Raw genomic sequence first — 17,168 nt, forward strand, 5'->3', positions numbered from 1 at the left:
CGTCAGAAATCGCCCCACAGTTGCTGCGCTACCGCCAGTGCCACTACTGGCGCGGTTTCGGTGCGCAGCACGCGAGGGCCGAGGCGGGCGGCGTGGAAACCGCTGGCTTTGGCCTGTTCGACTTCGGCGTCGGACAGCCCGCCTTCGGGGCCGATCAGAAACGCCAGGCTGGAAGGTTTGGCGTGACTGACCAACGGCTCCGCCACCGGATGTAGCACCAGTTTCAACTCGGCTTGTGCCTGTTTCAACCAGTCCGCCAAAAGCAGCGGTGGATGAATTACCGGCACCCGCGAACGCCCACATTGTTCACAGGCACTGATCGCCACTTGGCGCCAGTGCATCAGGCGCTTGTCGGCGCGCTCATCCTTCAACCGGACTTCGCAACGGTCGCTGAAGATCGGGGTGATTTCAGTTACGCCCAATTCGGTGGCTTTCTGAATCGCCCAGTCCATGCGCTCGCCACGGGACAGGCCTTGGCCGAGATGGATCGCCAGCGGTGAGTCGACCTGCCCGGCGAAGCTTTCATCGATCTGCACGACGACGCGTTTCTTGCCGACCTCCACCAGCGTGGCGCGAAACTCGTGGCCCGAACCGTCGAACAGCTGCAACGCATCGCCCTCGGCCATGCGCAGTACGCGGCTGATGTAATGGGCCTGGGCTTCGGGCAACTCGTGTTCGCCGGTGCTCAGGGGGGCGTCGATAAAGAAGCGGGACAGTCTCATGCGGGTTCTCTGAAAAGGGTCTAAAGCGTCTGAAGGTCGTGCCGACCTTATCGCTGGCAAGCCAGCTCCTACAACGACCGCGATCAACTGTAGGAGCTGGCTTGCCAGCGAAAGCGGCAGACCAGGCACCACAGAAGATCGGGTGAAATCAATCAGCCCGGATCACGGAATCCCGGGTGGAAGTCTTTCGGCACCGCCACGCTGACGCTGTTACGCGTCGCGATGTCGATGCCTTCGCTGGCCACTTCGGCCAGAAAGTCGATCTGCTCCGGCGTGATCACGTACGGCGGCAGGAAATACACCACGCTGCCCAACGGTCGTAGTAAAGCACCGCGTTCCAGTGCGTGCTGGAACACCTTCAAGCCACGACGTTCCTGCCACGGGTAGGCTTCTTTCGTAGCCTTGTCCTTGACCATCTCGATGGCCAGCACCATGCCGGTCTGTCGTACTTCCGAGACGTTCGGATGGTCGGCCAGGTGCGCGGTGGAGGAGGCCATGCGCTGGGCGAGCGCCTTGTTGTTCTCGATGACGTTGTCTTCTTCGAAGATATCCAGCGTTGCCAGTGCGGCGGCGCACGCCAACGGGTTGCCGGTGTAGCTGTGCGAATGCAGGAAGGCGCGCAGCGTCGGGTAGTCGTCGTAGAAGGCGCTGTAGACGTCTTCGGTCGTCACGCAGGCCGCCAACGGCAGGTAACCGCCGGTGAGGGCCTTGGACAGGCAGAGGAAATCCGGGCGGATGCCGGCCTGTTCGCAGGCGAACATCGTGCCGGTGCGGCCAAAGCCGACGGCGATTTCGTCGTGGATCAGGTGCACGCCGTAGCGGTCGCAGGCTTCGCGCAGCAGTTTGAGGTAAACCGGGTGGTACATGCGCATGCCGCCAGCGCCCTGGATCAGCGGTTCGACGATCACTGCCGCGACGCTGTCATGGTTCTCCGCCAGGGTCTGTTCCATGGCGGCGAACATGTTGCGTGAGTGTTCTTCCCAGCTCATGCCTTCGGGGCGCAGGTAGCAGTCGGGGCTCGGCACCTTGATGGTGTCCAGCAGCAGCGCCTTGTAGGTTTCGGTGAACAGCGGCACGTCGCCCACCGACATCGCCGCCATGGTTTCGCCGTGGTAGCTGTTGGTCAGGGTGACAAAGCGCTTCTTGTTCGGCTGGCCGCGGTTGAGCCAGTAGTGAAAGCTCATTTTCAGTGCGACTTCGATGCAGGACGAACCGTTATCGGCGTAGAAGCACCGGGTCAGGCCCTCCGGGGTCATCTTCACCAGCCGCTCGGACAGCTCGATCACCGGCTGATGGCTGAAGCCAGCGAGGATCACGTGTTCCAGCTGATCGACCTGATCCTTGATGCGCTGATTGATGCGCGGGTTGGCGTGGCCAAACACGTTGACCCACCAGGAGCTGACAGCGTCGAGGTAGCGCTTGCCTTCGAAGTCTTCCAGCCACACACCTTCCCCGCGTTTAATCGGGATCAGCGGTAGCTGTTCGTGGTCTTTCATCTGGGTGCAGGGATGCCACAACACCGCGAGATCGCGTTCCATCCACTGTTTATTCAGGCCCATTTTCTGTCTCCTCGAGGCTACCCGCGACGTAGGCGGGCAAACAATCGCGCAAGCCTATGCAATGCGTGGCTTGGGGACAACCCATTGTGTCGATTGAGCTACTTTGTATCGGTCGATAGACGCTGCTGGCAGGCGTCTGAAGCCTGACGTATCCTTCGCGGTTCCTGGAGTCGACTGACTCGTAAAAACTGTTTTTTCTTCATGTATTTCCGGAGTTCGCTGAATGTCTGTCGGTTGGCTGCGCGCCTGTGCGCTGGTGATGTTGGGGCTGTTCAGCGTGTCTGCGCTGGCCAAGGATAAAACCGTGATCGTGGTCGGTGGCGGGCTGTCTGGCCTGACCGCGGCTTACGAGCTGCAAAACAAAGGCTGGCAGGTCACGCTGCTGGAAGCCAAATCGAGCCTGGGCGGTCGCTCCGGCATGGCCACCAGCGAGTGGATCGGCAACGACAAGACTCAGCCGGTGCTGAACAAGTACGTGTCGACCTTCAAGCTGAGCACCACGCCAGCCCCTGAATTCGTGCGGACTCCAGGCTACCTGATCGATGGTGAGTATTTCACCGCCGCCGATCTGGCGACCAAGCAGCCAGCCACTGCCGAAGCGCTCAAGCGCTTCGAAAAAACCGTGGATGATCTGGCGCGCTCGATTGACGACCCGCAGAACCCGATTGCCAACAACACGCTGCACGCGCTGGATCAGATCACCGTGTCCAGCTGGCTCGACAAGCAGAACCTGCCAGCGACTGCTCGTCAGTTGGTGAATCAGCAGATTCGTACCCGCTATGACGAACCTTCGCGTTTGTCGCTGTTGTACTTCGCACAGCAGAGCCGTGTTTACCGTGGCACTTCCGATCGTGACCTGCGTGCTTCGCGACTGGTTGGCGGCAGCCCGGTACTGGCCCAGGCGTTCGTCAAACAACTGAAAACGATCAAGACCAACTCCCCGGTCTCTTCGATCACTCAGGACAAGGACGGCGTGACCGTCAAAGTGGGTAGCGTCGGCTATCAGGCTGATTACGTGGTATTGGCGGTGCCGTTGCGCGCACTGGGCAAGATCCAGATGACCCCGTCGCTGGATGCCCAGCACATGGGCGCCATCAAAGGCACCAACTACGGCTGGCGCGACCAGATCATGCTGAAGTTCAAGACGCCGGTGTGGGAATCCAAAGCGCGCATGTCCGGCGAGATTTTCAGCAATACAGGCCTGGGCATGTTGTGGATCGAGCCTGCCTTGAAGGGCGGCGCCAACGTGGTGATCAACCTGTCTGGCGACAACGCTCGTGTGATGCAGGCGTTCGGCGACAAGCAAATGGTCGATCAGGTGCTGATTCGCCTGCACGCCTTTTATCCACAGGCGCGTGGTTCTTTCACCGGTTATGAAATCCGCCGCTACAGCACCGACCCGTCGATGGGCGGCGCTTACCTGGCCTTTGGCCCGGGCCAGATCAGCAAATACTGGCGCCTGTGGGAGCGCCCGATTGAGCGCGTAGCGTTCGCCGGCGAACACACTGACACCTTGTACCCGGGCACTCTGGAAGGCGCATTGCGCACCGGCCAGCGTGCGGCCAGTCAGGTTGAAGACCTGGCGGCGGGCAAGTCGTTTGAGCCGGCGAAAGTGGCGACGGCAGCGGCGGCCGGCGCGGTGGCGGCGAAGAAAGGTAACTTCTTCAGCAACCTGTTCGGTGGTTCGGATGACGCCAAGAAGCCAGAGCCGGTCAAGGCACCTGAGCCTGTCACTCCACCAGCACCGGCTCCAGCTCCAGTAGCTGCACCGGCACCGGTCGAAGCACCGAAGCCTGCAACGCCAGTGAAAGCCGAGCCTGCCAAAAAGGCACCGGCTAAAGCTCCGGCGAAGAAGCCTGCAGCCAAAACCGAAGCCAAAAAGGCTCCGGTGAAGAAACCAGCGGCTAAACCCGCTGCGACACCGACAACGGTTACCAAGGCGCAGTAAGCGTCGGGATTAAAAAGACGCGGCAGAGATGCCGCGTTTTTTTATGGGTGAAGAAAACCAGTACCGGGAATCGAATAAACCCTGGGGCGCAGGTGTTCTTCTGTTGGACTTCATTTTTTCTCACGCAGTAGTCTTTAATCTTTCCTTAACACGCTCATTACAAGCTCCTGATCGTATTTCTCGAGATTTCAAAGCGAAAACTTCAGCTTTAATTCGATAGATAACCCGATAGTCTTTGGCCAGCACTTACAGGGATCTAGGCAATGCAGCTACGTAACTCTACCTCCCGCTACGGCTGGGTCAGCATTATCATGCACTGGGGCGTGGCACTGGCCGTATTCGGTTTATTCGCCCTCGGACTGTGGATGGTTGGCCTCGACTATTACGACCCATGGCGCAAAGACGGGCCGGATCTGCATAAGAGCATTGGTTTGATCTTGCTGGGCGTCATGGTGCTGCGGGTATTGTGGCGTTTCGTCAGCCCACCACCACCGACCTTGACCAGCTACAGTCGCATGACGCGTCTGGGTGCCCATTTCGGCCATGCCTTTCTGTATCTCTGCCTGTTCGCTGTAATGATTGCCGGTTACCTGATTTCCACCGCAGAAGGTGCCGGTATTCCGGTGTTTGACTGGTTTGAAGTGCCTGCCCTGATTTCCGGACTGCCGGACCAGGCAGATAACGCCGGTGCGATTCACCTCTACCTGGCGTGGGTGCTGGTAATTTTTTCCGGCCTCCATGCGTTGGCAGCATTGAAGCACCACTTTATCGACCGTGATGTGACCCTCAAGCGAATGCTGGGTCGCAAAGCCTGAAGTTCAACCTCGACTCCCTAGGAAAACAAAGCATGTTGAAAAAGACTCTCGCCGCTCTGGCAATCGGTTCTGCTCTGCTGTCCGCCAACGTAATGGCCGCTGACTACGTTGTCGACAAAACTGGCCAGCACGCCTTCGTCAACTTCAAGATCAGCCATCTGGGCTACAGCTTCATCACCGGTACCTTCAAGGACATCGACGGCAAGTTCAGCTTCGACGCTGCCAAGCCTGAAGACAGCAAGATCGAGTTCAATGTGAACACCGCCAGCGTTTTCTCCAACAATGCTGAGCGCGACAAGCACATAGCCGGCGATGATGATCTCCTGAACTCGGGCAAGTTTGCCAAAGCCACCTTCGTTTCCACCAGCGTCACACCAACGGGTAAAAATGCCGCTGGCAAAGACACTGCCGATGTGGCCGGCGACCTGACTATCCTGGGCGTGACCAAGCCAATCGTGGTCAAGGCTACTTTCCTGGGTGAAGGCAAGGATCCATGGGGCGGCTACCGTGCCGGTTTCGAGGGCACCTTCGACATCAAGCGTTCCGATTTCGGCAAGCAAAAAAACCTGGGTCCAGCGTCCGATGCGGTCGAGCTGTACGTGACGTTTGAAGGTGTGAAAGCGAAGTAATGCTGAGACGGTAGGAGCTGAGCTCGCTCGCGATAGCACTATTAGCAACACCTGCGAAACCGAGGTGAACCCATCGCGGGCAAGCCTTGCTCCTACAGTTTTACGTTAGTGCATAAAAAATGCCCCTGATCTCGCGATCAGGGGCATTTTTTATGGCAGCGATAAATCAGCGATTGCGGGTCAGCAACGCTGGTTTTTCGCCACGCGGACGGCCTGGCAATTGATCAAGTTGCTCAGGAGTCGGGAAACGATCGGTTTTCGACTCCTTGTGAATGATCTTCGGCGCTGGACTGCGCGGGTTTTGCACGGCGGGTTCCGAACGCGGCTGATCGTCACGAGCAGGGCGACGGTTGCGGCTTTCTTCGCGACGGGCCTGACCGTCACGTGGAGCGCCGCTGCGTGGGCCGCTGCGTTTGGCCGGCGGCGTGCCGGTGGTGGCGCCATCGCTGCTGCGCGGACCGCTTTGGCGACCCTGAGGCTTGCCGCCGGTGCGCGGAGCACCTGCGCCAGCAGCCGTGCCTTGTGCCGGAGCACCCGGACGGCGACCACGGCCCTGAGCCGGTTTGGCTTGCGGGACGTAATCAACGCGGTTACCGAAGTTATCGATATCGTCGTCCAGGAACTCGTCCGGAGCGCGGTCAGCAGCGGCGCGAGGGGCCGGGCGCTGTTGCTCGCGAGCCGGGGTGCCTTCGCGTGGCTTGTGTTCACGCGCCGGGCGATCGCCACGGCCAGTAGCGGCAGGTTTTTCCTTGCCGCCCTTGTCCTTGCCCTTGTCTTTACGACCGCCACCACCACCGGTGCCGTTCGGGCCGTCGCCGCGCGGGCCACGTGGGTTGCGCGGGTTACGCACATCCGGACGCTCGCGCACTTCTGGTTTCTCGGCTTCTACTGCACTTGAGTCGAAGCCCATCAGGTTGCCGTCGGCAATCTTCTGCTTGGTCATGCGCTCGATGCTTTTCAGCAACTTCTCTTCGTCCGGCGCGACCAGCGAGATCGCTTCGCCCGAACGACCGGCACGGCCAGTACGGCCAATGCGGTGAACGTAGTCTTCGTCGACGTTTGGCAGTTCGAAGTTGACCACGTGTGGCAACTGGTCGATGTCCAGGCCGCGAGCGGCGATGTCGGTGGCCACCAGAATGCGCACTTCACCGGCCTTGAAATCGGCCAGGGCTTTGGTGCGGGCGTTCTGGCTCTTGTTGCCGTGGATCGCGACGGCGCTGAGGCCGTGTTTGTCCAGGTACTCGGCCAAGCGGTTGGCGCCGTGCTTGGTGCGGGTGAACACCAGCACCTGTTCCCAGGCGCCAGCGGTGATCAGGTGGGCCAGCAGCGAACGCTTATGGTTGGCGGCCAGACGGAACACGCGCTGTTCGATACGCTCGACCGTGGTGTTCGGTGGCGTGACTTCGATGCGTTCCGGGTTGTGCAGCAGCTTGCCGGCGAGGTCGGTGATGTCCTTGGAGAACGTCGCCGAGAACAGCAGGTTCTGCCGTTTGGCTGGCAGGCGGGCCAAAACCTTTTTCACGTCATGGACAAAGCCCATGTCGAGCATGCGGTCAGCTTCGTCGAGCACGAGGATTTCCACGTGGGACAAATCGACGCTGCCTTGGCCGGCGAGGTCGAGCAGGCGGCCAGGGCAGGCCACCAGTACGTCAACACCGCGGGACATGGCCTGAACCTGCGGGTTCATGCCAACGCCGCCGAAGATGCAGGCGCTGACGAACTTCAGGTCACGGGCATAGACCTTGAAGCTCTCGTGTACTTGAGCCGCGAGCTCGCGGGTCGGGGTCAGGACCAATACGCGCGGTTGGCGCGGGCCATGACGCTGGGATTTGTCCGGGTGACCGTTAGGGAACAACCGCTCCAGGATCGGAAGGGCGAAGCCACCGGTTTTACCAGTACCTGTCTGAGCCGCAACCATCAGGTCGCGACCTTGCAACACGGCGGGAATGGCCCGCTGTTGCACCGGAGTGGGCTCGGTATAGCCCGCTGCCTCGATGGCGCGGACTAAAGCCTCGGAGAGACCGAGGGAAGCAAAGGACATGAGTAATCCTGTTTTAGTTAGGGCTTGGCCCAATGGGAGTCTTGCCTGGCGCGAATGGCGTTTAAGAAGAACGCAATCCCGTCCGGTCCTGCTGGGCCTTGAAAGCTCGTCTGGAGCGCTCGCGCGGGCTGAAGAGCTGCGCTGTAGCGGGGTCAAGATGCCTTTAACAAGTCCGAGCGTCCGGGCGTGAGCCTGGCGGGAAGGCCGGAGTATAACAGAGCAATCACTGCGCGCCGCTTTCCTGCTGCTCAACGGTTTTTGCAGTGGTCGCGGTGGCGGTGTCGGCTTTAAGGGCGGCACCGGGTTCCGCGCCGTAACGGGCGCTAAGCTCCGCGTAGGCGGGTTCGCGCTTGAAACGCTTGAGCTCGGCACCGAAACGTTGCACCAGCAAATCCATGCCGGCATTTTTACGTACCGCCAGAAACTGACTCTGGTGGCTGATGACGGTCGGGTTTTCAGTGATCTTGTCGCGGATACCCAATTCATCGAGCAAGTGCTGGCCGACCCGGCGATCAGTGATCAACAGGTCGATCCGCCCGCGTATCAGCTTGCCAAAGTTGGCTTCATGGGTCGGCGCCGGTTCACGGGTGAACAGCGGCGATTCGCTGAAGTCCTTGCTGTAGAGATAGCCCGGCGAGGTGCCGATGGTCAGGCCTTTCAGGTCGTTCAGGGTGCGAAACGGATAAGGCCGGTCGTTGGAATAGAACATCACGAACTCGACATCCGAGAGCGGTTCAATGGGATAGAGCAGGGTCGCGTCACGCTCATCGCTGTGGAAAATGTCCAGCACGCCATCCGCCTGGCCGGTTTCGAGCATCGACAGGCAGCGTTTCCACGGCAGGAACTGCCACTCCACTTCGATCCCCAGGCGTTTGAAGACGATGGCTGTGGTTTCGTAATCCAGCCCCAGGGCTTTGCCATTTTCCTCGTAGACGTAAGGCGCCCACGGCTCAGTGACAATGCGCAGCTTCTCGCCCCGGGCTGCGAAGCTCAGGCAAGTAAAAAGCAGCACTGTCAGACATTGCGAAATCAGGGGCATGGCTTGAGATTACGACGAGAAATCATAAAGAGCCAGAAACTGGATCCAGAAGCTCTCACACAAGACATATTCCATAAAAAAGGCCCTGGATTTCGCCAGAGCCTTTTCATGGTTTTGCACTGTTTCAGCGCGGCAACTTCAGGTTGTTCCACACTGCCAGGCTCGCTTCAGCCTGATTCAGTGTGTAGAAGTGCAGCCCCGGTGCGCCACCTTGTAACAGGCGTTCGCACATTTCGGTGATGACTTGCTCACCAAAGCCTTGAATGCTCTGGGTGTCGTCGCCGTAGGCTTCCAGCTGTTTGCGGATCCAGCGCGGGATTTCCGCGCCGCAGGCGTCAGAGAAACGCGCCAGTTTGCTGTAGTTGGTGATCGGCATGATCCCCGGCACGATCGGGATATTCACGCCCAACGCTCGTACACGCTCGACGAAGTAGAAGTAGCTGTCAGCGTTGAAGAAGTACTGGGTGATCGCACTGTCGGCGCCAGATTTAGCCTTGCGCACGAAATTGGCGATATCGTCTTCGTAATTACGCGCTTGCGGATGCATTTCCGGGTAAGCGGCGACTTCGATGTGGAAATGATCGCCGGTCTCTTCACGAATGAATTCGACCAGGTCGTTGGCGTGGCGCATTTCACCGCTGGCCATGCCCATGCCCGAAGGCAGGTCACCGCGCAGGGCAACGATACGCTTGATGCCGGCAGCCTTGTACTGGGCCAGCAGGCCGCGCAAGTCGTCCTTGCTGTCGCCCACGCAAGACATATGCGGTGCGGCAGGGACTTTGACTTCGCTTTCGAGCTGCAACACGGTGTTGAGGGTGCGATCACGGGTCGAACCGCCAGCGCCATAGGTGCAGGAGAAGAAATCGGGGTTATACGTAGCCAGCTGACGGGCAGTGGCGAGCAGCTTTTCATGCCCAGCGTCGGTCTTCGTAGGGAAGAACTCGAAGCTGTAGCGACGGTCTTGGGACATGGTCGTATCCTTGGAAACGCGAGAGCCAACGGTGTGTCCGTTACGACGCCTTCGCTGGCAAGCCAGCTCCTACAGGGATTGCGTCGTACGCGTTTCCTTTGTAGGAGCCGGCTTGCTGGCGAATCAGGCGATGCGGTGTATCAGAACACCGCGTCGCCGGTCAGCGAATCAGTAGCGGTAAGCGTGCGGCTTGAACGGACCTTCGACGGTCACGCCGATGTAGTCGGCCTGGGTCTTGGTCAGTTGAGTCACAACGCCGCCGAAACCGCGGACCATTTCCAGGGCCACTTCTTCGTCGAGTTTCTTCGGCAGTACTTCAACGGTCAGGCGCTCGGCTTTCTGGGCAGGCGACAGGTCGGCGTACTTCTGATCGAACAGGAAGATCTGTGCCAGCACCTGGTTGGCGAACGAACCGTCCATGATGCGGCTTGGGTGGCCAGTGGCGTTACCCAGGTTAACCAGACGGCCTTCGGCCAGCAGGATCAGGTAGTCGTCGTTCTGAGCGTCGAAAGCACCCGGGCCGGTACGGTGGATTTTGTGAACCTGTGGCTTCACTTCTTCCCACGCCCAGTTTTTACGCATGAAAGCGGTGTCGATTTCGTTGTCGAAGTGACCGATGTTGCAGACAACAGCGCGCTTCTTCAGGGCTTTGAGCATGTTCGAGTCGCAAACATTGACGTTGCCGGTGGTGGTCACGATCAGGTCGATCTTGCCCAGCAGTGCTTTGTCGATGCTGGCTTCGGTGCCGTCGTTGATGCCGTCGATGAACGGCGAAACCAGCTCGTAGCCGTCCATGCAGGCTTGCATGGCGCAGATCGGGTCAACTTCGGAGACTTTAACGATCATGCCTTCCTGGCGCAGGGACTGAGCGGAGCCCTTGCCCACGTCACCGTAACCGATGACCAGCGCTTGCTTGCCGGACAGCAGGTGGTCAGTGCCGCGCTTGATCGCGTCGTTCAGGCTGTGACGGCAGCCGTACTTGTTGTCGTTCTTGCTCTTGGTCACCGAGTCGTTGACGTTGATGGCCGGGATTTTCAGCTCGCCCTTGGCCAGCATGTCCAGCAGGCGGTGAACGCCGGTGGTGGTTTCTTCGGTGACGCCGTGGACGCGGTCCAGGATCGCCGGGTATTTCTTGTGCAGCAGCTCGGTCAGGTCGCCGCCGTCGTCGAGGATCATGTTGGCATCCCAAGGCGCGCCATCCTTCAGGATGGTTTGCTCCAGGCACCACTCGTACTCTTCTTCAGTCTCGCCTTTCCAGGCGAAAACCGCGATGCCGGCAGCAGCGATAGCGGCAGCAGCCTGGTCTTGAGTCGAGAAAATGTTGCAGGACGACCAACGCACTTCGGCACCCAGGGCAACCAGGGTTTCGATCAGCACGGCAGTCTGAATGGTCATGTGGATGCAGCCGAGGATTTTCGCGCCTTTGAGCGGCTGCTCACCGGCGTATTTGCGGCGCAGACCCATCAGGGCAGGCATTTCGGATTCGGCGATGATGGTTTCGCGACGACCCCAGGCAGCCAGGGACATGTCGGCCACTTTGTAATCGTTAAAATCTGCAGGCGTGATAACAGCGCTCATGAAGAGCCTCCATTCGTAATGTATGCGAATGGGCGCCGTTGTGCGTTTAGTGTCTGGCTGATCACAGCCAAGCAACGCCCCATCCGAGCCTGACAGGTCGAACCTGCTGCAGCGCCCCTCGGACAGGTGGCGGGAAAACGGTATCAATGAATCGTTACCGTTTTGAAACGGTGGCGATTATAGCGGGCTATGCTGATCTTCCAAAGCGTTTCTGTCGGTCAATGTCTGAACGGTAATCGAGACCATAGTCTATGCGTAATAGAGCTCTAGCCCGGGCTCTGCCATGATGCCCCTCATCATTTCGCAAGACGCTCAGGAGTGAATATGAATTTCCACACCCGCAAATGGGTAAAACCTGAAGACCTCAACCCCAACGGCACGCTGTTCGGCGGTAGCCTGTTGCGCTGGATCGATGAAGAAGCGGCGATCTATGCCATCGTCCAGCTGGGCAACCAGCGCGTCGTCACCAAGTACATTTCCGAAATCAACTTCGTCAGCGCCTCGCGCCAGGGCGACATTATCGAGCTGGGCATCACCGCCACCGAGTTCGGTCGCACCTCGATTAGCCTGACGTGTGAAGTGCGTAACAAGATCACCCGCAAAAGCATCCTCACCGTGGAAAAGATGGTGTTCGTCAACTTGGGCGAAGACGGCTTACCGGCGCCGCATGGTCGTACCGAGATCAAATACGTCAAAGATCAGTTTCAGGATGATGTGGCCGGCTCGTAATGCGAGCCCTGTAGGAGCCGAGCTTGCTCGCGATGGGTTCACTTCGGTTTCGGCGGTGATGCGAATGACGCCATCGCGAGCAAGCTCGGCTCCTACAGGAGTGGTTTCGTTTATTCGAGTACTGAACAGCTCCGAACCACGCGTGTCGTACCTACATGACACGCCACCGGTTCCGGAACGCTATGGACACCCCAAAAGACGGCAAAACCCCGAACCTCTCGGCTGAAGAACAGCACGAAGTCGACAAAAACCAGCCACCCCGTGCGGCGGTGCTGCACGAAATCATCCGCACTCAAGGCGATCAGGAACTCGAGCGCAGTGTCGCTGCCCTGTGGTGGTCGGCGCTGGCCGCTGGCTTGACCATGGGCCTGTCGCTGATGGCCATGGGTTTGCTCAACTCACGATTGCCGGACGGCGAGCACTTCAAAGTGATCGCCAGTTTTGGCTACTGCGCCGGTTTTCTCGCGGTGATCCTCGCTCGTCAACAGTTGTTCACCGAAAACACCCTGACCGCCGTGCTGCCGGTCATGACCAAGCCCACATTCAACAACTTCGGTCGGTTGCTGCGCCTGTGGACGGTGGTGCTGGTGGGCAACCTGTGCGGTACGTTGCTGGTGGCTTATGTGATGCTGAACCTGCCGATTTTCGACAGCAAAACCGACCTGGCTTTTCTCGAAATCGGCCGCAAAGTCATGGAAAACCACACCGGACAAATGTTCGCCAAGGGCATCGTCTCGGGCTGGATGATCGCCACCATGGTCTGGATGATTCCGTCCATGGAGAGCGCAAAGATGGGGATCATCATTCTTATCACCTACCTTATGGCGCTGGGTGATTTCACCCATATCGTGGTCGGCTCCGCCGAGGTGTCGTACCTGGTGTTTGCCGGCGAGTTGCCGTGGAAAGATTTCTGGCTGGTGTTCGCCGGGCCGACGCTGGCGGGGAATATCATTGGTGGCAGCTTTATCTTTGCTTTGATCAGCCATGCACAGATTCGCAGCGAGAGCGGGCCGCCGAAGAAAAGCGCGGATCAGGCACCTGATCCGCGCAAGCGCAAAGAGGCGTGAAGACAGGTGTGCCGCGTCAACTTCTTCGCGATCTTGCTCGCTCCCACAGGAAATACGCTGTCCATGTGGGCGTGAGCCTGATCGATGATCAGCAGTTGCAGGCGAGCGACATCGGGCAACAGGCCCATGATGACGAGTTCAGTGGTGCCGATGCCGAACGCGGCAACGCCGAGGGCGAGCAAGGTCGCTGTGATCAGGCATACGCACGCCGATGTCCGCTCTCGGTGAGAGCGGGCATGGACAGAATTTATTGGAATTAGTCTGTGCGCAACTGAGTGCGGCGTGGTCGCTTGCAGTATAAACAGCTGCTGATCTATGGCGAATCAATTCTCCGGGCGCTTTGCGCAGGGAACAAAAACAAATAAAGGAGTGTGCCGTGCTTGCAACAGCACTGGTGTTAGTAGCGGCGCTGTTGCACGCGGCGTGGAATACCCTGATCAAATTCAGTGCGGAACGCTTGTTGGTAGTGGCCTGCATGGACAGCGTGGCGCTGTTGTTTGTCGCCGTGATGGTGCCGTTCTTGAGCGTGCCACCCAACGAAATCTGGCCGTGGATTCTGGCGTCGGCGGCGTTCGAATTGCTCTACCGTTACCTGCTGATCCAAGCGTATCGGGTCGGTGACCTTGGCCTGGTGTATCCGCTGATGCGTGGCTTGTCGCCGCTGGTGGTGCTGGCCTTGACGCTGATCTTTGCCGGGGAAGTGCTGACGAATCAGCAGATATTTGGAATTCTGTTGATCCCGTTCGGCATGGCGTGCCTGCTGTGGCAGGGCGGTGGTGGCGCGCGATTGCCATGGTCAATGCTGCCCGTGGTGGCACTGCTCGGCTTGTGCATCGGTTGCTACACCTACATCGACGGTCAGGCGTTGCGGCGCTGGTCACATCCTCTGGACTATCTGGTCTGGGTCACGTTGCTCAGTGCCTGGCCATTCCCGTTGCTGGCGCTGGTGCGTAAGCGCCCGGCGTTCAGGTTGTTCTGGCGTGAACAGTGGCGGCTGGGGCTGGCGGTCGGATTCTGTGTGTTGTTCAGCTACGCTCTGGTGCTGTGGGCTATGCAGCTGGGCTCGATTGCCGAAGCGGCAGCGTTGCGTGAGATCAGCGTGATTCTGGTGGTGCTGTTTGGCATGCGTTACCTGAAAGAACCTTTTGGTCGACCACGACTGCTTGCGTGTGGACTGGTGATGATTGGCATATTGGTGATGAAGTTTTAACCGAAACCCGAATTCCTAAAACTGAAGAAAGGACTGCTCTATGACGGTTGCCCTGTGGTGCATTTTGATCGTGATTTTCCTGCCGTATATCGGCACGGGTGTCGCCAAGATCAGTGGCGGGTTCAGACTGAAAGACAACCATGATCCCCGGGATTTTCTCGACTCGCTGGAGGGTTTGGGCCGGCGTGCGTATGCAGCGCAACAGAACAGTTTTGAAGTGACCCCGGCGTTCGCCGCAGCGGTGATCGTGGCGCACCTGGCCGGCAATGCCGAACTGGTGACGATCAACGTGCTGTCGGTGTTATTTATCACCAGTCGATTGCTGTACATCATTTGCTATCTGGCGGACTGGGCGACTTTGCGGTCGTTGGTGTGGTTTGTCGGGATGGGGTTGATTGTCAGTTTCTTTGTGGTGTCGGTCTGACAAAACTTCAGTGATTTTTCTGGCCCCTTCGCGAGCAGGCTCGCTCCCACAGGGGCTGGTGGATCACTGAAGATCCATTGTGGGAGCGAGCCTGCTCGCGAAAGCTATCTAACCGGCACTACAGATCTCAGGGCTTAGTGTTGGTCGCATCAGCCACCTGAGGCACTTGCGGTAACGCCGCACCTTTAGGCCACAGCATCCAGATCTGCCCTTGCTGCTTCATGTCCCCGGCCAATTGCCCGGCCGTTTCACCTGTGCCCCAGAACAGGTCCGCACGGACCTCGCCAGCAATCGCGCCGCCGGTATCTTGAGCCGCCACCGGACGAACCAGTGCAGTGCCGTCCGGTTTGGTGGTGGACAGCCACAACAGGCTGCCCAGCGGAATCACCTTGCGGTCCACTGCCGCGCTATACCCCGCCGTCAACGGCACATTCAATGAGCCGCGAGGCCCTTCGTTGCTGTCCGGGTTGCGGGTGAAAAACACATAGCTGGGGTTGCTGGCAAGCAGCTCGGGAATACGCGTCGGATTGGCCTTGGCCCAAGTGCTGATCGCGCCCATGGTCACGTCTTCTTTCTTCAGCTCGCCTTGCTCCACCAGCCAACGACCGATGGGCCGATACGGATGGCCGTTCTGGTCGGCGTAAGCGATGCGCAGTTGGCGACCGTCATCGAGCTGGATGCGCCCCGAACCCTGGATTTGCAGGAATTGCAGGTTCATCGGATCAGTCAGCCAGGCAACCACCGGCGCCTTGGCCCCTTTGGTCCCGATCGTTGCTGCATCGTCGTAAGGCTTGAGCACTCGCCCTTCAAGTCGACCGCGCAGGCGTTTGCCCTTGAGTTCCGGATAGAGGCTGTCCAGCGAGACAATGATCATGTCCTCGGGTACGCCATAGACCGGGATGTTTGCCGTCGTGGTTTGGGTCAGGCTGCCAGGGTAGACCGGCTCGTAGTAGCCGGTGATCAAACCATTGGGGTTGTCATTGGCGGCGCGCAGGCCATAGACATCCAGATTTTGTTTCAGAAAATTGCGGATATCAGGGGCGGTTTGCGGCACGTTGGCGGAAGCCGCGCAGGTCGTGCCCCAGACCAGGTCGGCCTTGAGTCGGTTGCAGGCACTGCGCCACGAACCGAAACCGGCGACCAGGTCGTTATCGGACACCGTTGGCAGCGCTTCCCAAGTGGCGCTGGAATAGGTGGCCAGTGCGTGGGTTTTTGGCTTGTTGTTATCGCCGCCGGTGCAGCCGGCGAGTACGGCCACCATTGGAAGAGTCCACGCGAGGTGGTGACGCCATGCCTTGAAACGGCTGTTCATGGAGTAATTCCTTTGCCGGTCGCCTGAGTGCTCCATGCGCTCAAACAACCCGTATTGATAATAGGGCTATTGGTCTTTGTCGATGACACGAGGATACTGGCCGCCGTTTCCCGTGACCTGAAGCCACCATGATTTTTAAAAGACTTTCTGTTGTATTGCTGGCGTGCCTGATGTTGTCCGCTTGTGGCGGTGTCGACCCGAATTCGCCGCTGGGTCAGCGCAAAGCGATCTTCAAGCAGATGCTCCAAACTGGTGAAGACCTGGGCGGCATGTTGCGTGGTCGCATTGCGTTTGATGGCCCGAAATTCGCCAACGGTGCCGTGAAGCTCGATGCGCTGTCCCGTGAACCGTGGAAACATTTTCCACAGGTGCGTGAAGAAGATCACACCAGTGCCAAGGACAATGTCTGGCAACAGCAGACACGTTTTCAGGAAATGTCCCGCAACCTTGAAGCCGCCACCGGTGAATTGGTGATCGCCAGCCAGGTTCAGCCTTACAAGGCCAGCAACCTTGGGCCGGCGGTGCAGAAAGTTGAAGATGCCTGCAGTGCTTGCCATAAACAGTTTCGGGATCATTGATTCTCGCTTGGCTGGTCGATCGTTCCCCACGCAGAGCATGGGAGCGATCGCTGCAAAACGCCTTATTTATCCAACTCGTCGAGCGCATCCTGCAATTCCTTGCGGGACTCGGCGAGTTTGTCTTTTCGGTTGTTGATCTTCTCGGGGTCACCTTTCTTCATGGCTTTGTCGAGGTCTGCCTGACGCTTGCTGACTTCATGCTTGGCATTGAGGACTTTGTTTTCCCGTTCTTTCTTCAGCGAAGCATCGGTGCAATGAGCCGTGACTTCGCTCAGGGCGGTTTCCAGGCCTGCTTGCTGGTCGGCGTTGCCATGTGACTTGGCCAGTTCGATCTGGTTGATGATGCCCTGTTTCTTGGCCGCGCAGCCGGTCAACTCCGGTGCTTCTTCAGCCGCCATCAGTGGAGCGGCCAACACACTGCAAAGGGTCAGCAGGGCGAGCGGTGAAAGAAATTTCATAAAAGCTCCATGTGCAAAGGCAAGCGGGTCAGTGTGGCGATGGGCGTTTGAGCACATCGGCACCTAGGGGTTCCCGGGCTGCCGGGCAT

General features: G+C 58.9%; 16 protein-coding genes, 1 pseudogene and 1 riboswitch. Of the genes and pseudogenes, 8 read left to right on the top strand and 9 right to left on the bottom strand.

From position 1 onward, the window contains the following. Positions 1–2 precede the first annotated feature (2 nt). Positions 3–722, bottom strand: coding sequence for a 16S rRNA (uracil(1498)-N(3))-methyltransferase (locus KGB06_RS18240; RefSeq protein ID WP_223518120.1), 720 nt, complete (start codon positions 720–722; stop codon positions 3–5). 152 nt (positions 723–874) lie between these two features. After that, positions 875–2,281 carry an adenosylmethionine--8-amino-7-oxononanoate transaminase gene (locus KGB06_RS18245; protein WP_223518123.1) on the bottom strand — a complete coding sequence of 469 codons (1,407 nt, stop codon included), beginning with the start codon at positions 2,279–2,281 and terminating at the stop codon, positions 875–877. Between the two features lie 223 nt (positions 2,282–2,504). On the opposite strand from KGB06_RS18245, the gene KGB06_RS18250 reads away from it, so the two are divergent. From KGB06_RS18250 to KGB06_RS18260, 3 genes are all read left to right on the top strand, one after another. Further along, positions 2,505–4,229: a flavin monoamine oxidase family protein gene (locus KGB06_RS18250; protein ID WP_223518125.1), complete on the top strand. Its 1,725-nt coding sequence runs from the start codon at positions 2,505–2,507 to the stop codon at positions 4,227–4,229. Between the two features lie 263 nt (positions 4,230–4,492). Then, a complete protein-coding gene (locus KGB06_RS18255) occupies positions 4,493–5,044 on the top strand; it encodes a cytochrome b (RefSeq protein WP_223518128.1) in 552 nt (183 codons plus the stop codon). A 32-nt stretch (positions 5,045–5,076) separates the two neighbouring features. Next, the gene (locus KGB06_RS18260) at positions 5,077–5,673 is read left to right on the top strand and encodes a YceI family protein (protein WP_223518131.1); all 597 of its coding nucleotides are present in this window, start codon (positions 5,077–5,079) and stop codon (positions 5,671–5,673) included. 166 nt (positions 5,674–5,839) lie between these two features. Here KGB06_RS18260 and KGB06_RS18265 read toward each other — a convergent pair whose 3' ends face one another. From KGB06_RS18265 to ahcY, 4 genes are all read right to left on the bottom strand, one after another. Then, the gene (locus tag KGB06_RS18265; RefSeq protein WP_223518134.1) at positions 5,840–7,714 is read right to left on the bottom strand and encodes a DEAD/DEAH box helicase; all 1,875 of its coding nucleotides are present in this window, start codon (positions 7,712–7,714) and stop codon (positions 5,840–5,842) included. Positions 7,715–7,937: 223 nt separating this feature from the next. Beyond that, the gene (locus KGB06_RS18270) at positions 7,938–8,753 is read right to left on the bottom strand and encodes a substrate-binding periplasmic protein (RefSeq protein WP_223518137.1); all 816 of its coding nucleotides are present in this window, start codon (positions 8,751–8,753) and stop codon (positions 7,938–7,940) included. A 124-nt stretch (positions 8,754–8,877) separates the two neighbouring features. Then, positions 8,878–9,723, bottom strand: coding sequence for a methylenetetrahydrofolate reductase [NAD(P)H] (metF, locus tag KGB06_RS18275; protein ID WP_223518141.1), 846 nt, complete (start codon positions 9,721–9,723; stop codon positions 8,878–8,880). Between the two features lie 168 nt (positions 9,724–9,891). Next, positions 9,892–11,301: an adenosylhomocysteinase gene (gene ahcY / locus KGB06_RS18280; protein WP_223518143.1), complete on the bottom strand. Its 1,410-nt coding sequence runs from the start codon at positions 11,299–11,301 to the stop codon at positions 9,892–9,894. 23 nt (positions 11,302–11,324) lie between these two features. After that, a riboswitch (S-adenosyl-L-homocysteine riboswitch) is annotated at positions 11,325–11,427 on the bottom strand. A gap of 198 nt (positions 11,428–11,625) precedes the next feature. On the opposite strand from ahcY, the gene KGB06_RS18285 reads away from it, so the two are divergent. Beyond that, a complete protein-coding gene (locus KGB06_RS18285) occupies positions 11,626–12,030 on the top strand; it encodes an acyl-CoA thioesterase (RefSeq protein ID WP_317849413.1) in 405 nt (134 codons plus the stop codon). A gap of 182 nt (positions 12,031–12,212) precedes the next feature. Continuing rightward, positions 12,213–13,097, top strand: a complete 885-nt coding sequence (locus KGB06_RS18290; RefSeq protein ID WP_223518145.1) for a formate/nitrite transporter family protein — start codon at positions 12,213–12,215, stop codon at positions 13,095–13,097. A 101-nt stretch (positions 13,098–13,198) separates the two neighbouring features. On the opposite strand, the pseudogene KGB06_RS30130 reads toward KGB06_RS18290, so the two are convergent. Further along, a pseudogene (locus tag KGB06_RS30130) lies at positions 13,199–13,291 on the bottom strand (hypothetical protein); the annotation flags it as partial. Positions 13,292–13,473: 182 nt separating this feature from the next. Here KGB06_RS30130 and KGB06_RS18300 point away from each other — a divergent pair. Next, the gene (locus KGB06_RS18300) at positions 13,474–14,307 is read left to right on the top strand and encodes an EamA family transporter (protein ID WP_223518157.1); all 834 of its coding nucleotides are present in this window, start codon (positions 13,474–13,476) and stop codon (positions 14,305–14,307) included. Between the two features lie 40 nt (positions 14,308–14,347). Further along, positions 14,348–14,731: an MAPEG family protein gene (locus KGB06_RS18305; RefSeq protein ID WP_223518161.1), complete on the top strand. Its 384-nt coding sequence runs from the start codon at positions 14,348–14,350 to the stop codon at positions 14,729–14,731. Positions 14,732–14,858: 127 nt separating this feature from the next. Here the strand turns inward: KGB06_RS18305 and KGB06_RS18310 are convergent, their stop codons facing one another. Then, entirely contained in the window at positions 14,859–16,043 is a 1,185-nt protein-coding gene (locus KGB06_RS18310; protein WP_223518164.1) for a murein transglycosylase A, read from the bottom strand. A 128-nt stretch (positions 16,044–16,171) separates the two neighbouring features. Between KGB06_RS18310 and KGB06_RS18315 the strand changes: the two genes are divergently transcribed. Next, a complete protein-coding gene (locus KGB06_RS18315; protein WP_223518166.1) occupies positions 16,172–16,621 on the top strand; it encodes a c-type cytochrome in 450 nt (149 codons plus the stop codon). A 62-nt stretch (positions 16,622–16,683) separates the two neighbouring features. Here the strand turns inward: KGB06_RS18315 and KGB06_RS18320 are convergent, their stop codons facing one another. Further along, a complete protein-coding gene (locus KGB06_RS18320) occupies positions 16,684–17,079 on the bottom strand; it encodes a DUF1090 domain-containing protein (protein ID WP_223518167.1) in 396 nt (131 codons plus the stop codon). Positions 17,080–17,168: the final 89 nt, after the last annotated feature.

It is taken from the genome of Pseudomonas sp. GL-B-19, from assembly GCF_019956415.1.
Lineage (GTDB): Bacteria > Pseudomonadota > Gammaproteobacteria > Pseudomonadales > Pseudomonadaceae > Aquipseudomonas.

What these genes read in the sequence shown, in the direction of transcription:
- KGB06_RS18240 (WP_223518120.1), bottom strand. Translation starts at nt 722, where the DNA reads ATGAGACTGTCCCGCTTCTTTATCGACGCCCCCCTGAGCACCGGCGAA.
- KGB06_RS18245 (WP_223518123.1), bottom strand. Translation starts at nt 2,281, where the DNA reads ATGGGCCTGAATAAACAGTGGATGGAACGCGATCTCGCGGTGTTGTGG.
- KGB06_RS18250 (WP_223518125.1), top strand. Translation starts at nt 2,505, where the DNA reads ATGTCTGTCGGTTGGCTGCGCGCCTGTGCGCTGGTGATGTTGGGGCTG.
- KGB06_RS18255 (WP_223518128.1), top strand. Translation starts at nt 4,493, where the DNA reads ATGCAGCTACGTAACTCTACCTCCCGCTACGGCTGGGTCAGCATTATC.
- KGB06_RS18260 (WP_223518131.1), top strand. Translation starts at nt 5,077, where the DNA reads ATGTTGAAAAAGACTCTCGCCGCTCTGGCAATCGGTTCTGCTCTGCTG.
- KGB06_RS18265 (WP_223518134.1), bottom strand. Translation starts at nt 7,714, where the DNA reads ATGTCCTTTGCTTCCCTCGGTCTCTCCGAGGCTTTAGTCCGCGCCATC.
- KGB06_RS18270 (WP_223518137.1), bottom strand. Translation starts at nt 8,753, where the DNA reads ATGCCCCTGATTTCGCAATGTCTGACAGTGCTGCTTTTTACTTGCCTG.
- metF (WP_223518141.1), bottom strand. Translation starts at nt 9,723, where the DNA reads ATGTCCCAAGACCGTCGCTACAGCTTCGAGTTCTTCCCTACGAAGACC.
- ahcY (WP_223518143.1), bottom strand. Translation starts at nt 11,301, where the DNA reads ATGAGCGCTGTTATCACGCCTGCAGATTTTAACGATTACAAAGTGGCC.
- KGB06_RS18285 (WP_317849413.1), top strand. Translation starts at nt 11,626, where the DNA reads ATGAATTTCCACACCCGCAAATGGGTAAAACCTGAAGACCTCAACCCC.
- KGB06_RS18290 (WP_223518145.1), top strand. Translation starts at nt 12,213, where the DNA reads ATGGACACCCCAAAAGACGGCAAAACCCCGAACCTCTCGGCTGAAGAA.
- KGB06_RS18305 (WP_223518161.1), top strand. Translation starts at nt 14,348, where the DNA reads ATGACGGTTGCCCTGTGGTGCATTTTGATCGTGATTTTCCTGCCGTAT.
- KGB06_RS18310 (WP_223518164.1), bottom strand. Translation starts at nt 16,043, where the DNA reads ATGAACAGCCGTTTCAAGGCATGGCGTCACCACCTCGCGTGGACTCTT.
- KGB06_RS18315 (WP_223518166.1), top strand. Translation starts at nt 16,172, where the DNA reads ATGATTTTTAAAAGACTTTCTGTTGTATTGCTGGCGTGCCTGATGTTG.
- KGB06_RS18320 (WP_223518167.1), bottom strand. Translation starts at nt 17,079, where the DNA reads ATGAAATTTCTTTCACCGCTCGCCCTGCTGACCCTTTGCAGTGTGTTG.